Consider the following 1,746-nt stretch of genomic DNA (forward strand, 5'->3'; position numbering starts at 1 on the left):
TCTTTTTTCTTAATGCCAAGAAGCATATATGTTCCTAATTCTTTACTTCTTTTTTCAAACATAAATTTCGTTGTATAGTTGATCAAAAAGCATATCACAAAAATAATAATTTCTTTTTTCTTAATGCCAAGAAGCATATATGTTCCTAATTCTTTACTTCTTTTTTCAAACATAAATTTCGTTGTATAGTTGATCAAAAAGCATATCACAAAAATAATAAGAATATTTACAGCGAACAATGAATTCTTAAATGCATCCATACTGGAACATAACTTTACAATTTCATCAGAATTTGCCACCAAATTAAAAGCAAATATAAGAGAAAAGGATGCAGTAACGGTTATCAGATAAATCAAATAATCTTTAATATTTCTTTTTGTATTTCTATACGCTAACTTACCTAACATTTCCCACTTCACCTCCGAGCAAGGTTAATATATCCAGTATTTCATTGAAGAAATCTTTTCTGCTTTTTTCCCCTCTGAAAATTTCATTGAATATTTTACCGTCTTTCAAGAACAAAATACGTTCACAGAAAGACGCACTAAACGGGTCATGTGTTACCATTAAAATAGTAGCCTGCATTTTCTTGTTGATTTCAGACATTGTTTCCAGTAATAATCTGGAAGCTTTTGAGTCCAAAGCTCCCGTCGGTTCATCAGCTAAAATCAGTTTCGGTTCATTGATTAAGGCTCTAGCACAAGCACAACGCTGTTTTTGTCCGCCAGAAACTTCATAAGGAAATTTCGATAAAATATCACGAATACCCAATTTATCGGCGATAGCATGAACTCTTTTCTCAATATCAGTAGGGTTCTGTTTGTTGATAACCAATGATAAAGAAATGTTTTCTCCAATCGTTAAAGTATCTAAAAGGTTGAAATCTTGAAAAATGAACCCTAAATTTTCACGTCTGAAATCAGCAAAATCTTTATCCTTGATTTTGGTAATATCTTGATTATTGACTGTAATGTGTCCGCTGGTTACAGTATCAATCGTAGAGATACAGTTTAATAGGGTAGTCTTTCCAGAACCACTAGCTCCCATGATTGCGACAAATTCGCCCTTATCTACATACATAGAAATACCGTCTACTGCCTTTGTGATATTTCCAGAGTTACCCCCGTAGTATTTTTTTACTTGCTCTAAATTTAAAATGTGTTCCATTAAAAATCGCTCCTTTCTTCCTGCCACATTTATTTGTTTTGGAATACAATTAAATTATAGCAAGGGCAGTATTCAATTACACTTACAGTTTTGAAAGTAAACAGAGAGTAAAAGAGCCGTGATAATGCAGATCACAATTTTGTGAAGCATTTCCACGACCCTTTTATTATAATTTTGCCTTTGTCTTTTTCGTAATGATATAAATATATTCTTCTGGTGTAGGGCGTTTATTCCCAAAATACTTTTTGAAATTTGCCTGCACCTCTGGGTCGGTGCTATTCATAGCTTCATCAATCGTAGCTTCAATATCCGCCCGAACATCAGCCAATGATACACCGCCAGCTTTTGCACCAGCTTTCAATGCCTTTTTTATATCTCTTTTGTTCAGTCCTATCATATTCATACCTCAATTCTACTTTTTAAAGCTAATAAGTTTTCCATTGTATTTTACAATGATGAATATGATATAAACACTCCTACAACAATCAAAATAAGACCTATGTAATAGCCTAATTCAGAATGAGAGATTAAATTGATAATCGGCATAACAAGAATACCAATACTAACCAGTAAAGTGCC

General features: G+C 32.8%; 2 protein-coding genes and 1 pseudogene. All 3 read right to left on the reverse strand.

The genetic code is table 11. The features are described from left to right. Positions 1–407 (reverse strand): annotated as a pseudogene (locus DWX76_RS13645) (ABC transporter permease); the annotation flags it as partial. Continuing rightward, positions 397–1,167 carry an ABC transporter ATP-binding protein gene (locus DWX76_RS13650; RefSeq protein WP_003061398.1) on the reverse strand — a complete coding sequence of 257 codons (771 nt, stop codon included), beginning with the start codon at positions 1,165–1,167 and terminating at the stop codon, positions 397–399. The gene DWX76_RS13650 and the pseudogene DWX76_RS13645, both read right to left, overlap by 11 nt. A gap of 166 nt (positions 1,168–1,333) precedes the next feature. Further along, positions 1,334–1,564 (reverse strand): hypothetical protein, encoded by a 231-nt coding sequence (locus DWX76_RS13660; RefSeq protein ID WP_003060191.1) that lies wholly within the window; start codon positions 1,562–1,564, stop codon positions 1,334–1,336. Positions 1,565–1,746: the final 182 nt, after the last annotated feature.

It is taken from the genome of Clostridium sp. AF21-20LB, from assembly GCF_003478795.1.
GTDB classification, from domain to species: Bacteria; Bacillota; Clostridia; order Lachnospirales; family Lachnospiraceae; genus Otoolea; species Otoolea fessa.

Excerpts from the sequence above, each read along its gene's own strand:
- DWX76_RS13650 (WP_003061398.1), bottom strand. The coding sequence starts at position 1,167 with ATGGAACACATTTTAAATTTAGAGCAAGTAAAAAAATACTACGGGGGT.
- DWX76_RS13660 (WP_003060191.1), bottom strand. The coding sequence starts at position 1,564 with ATGATAGGACTGAACAAAAGAGATATAAAAAAGGCATTGAAAGCTGGT.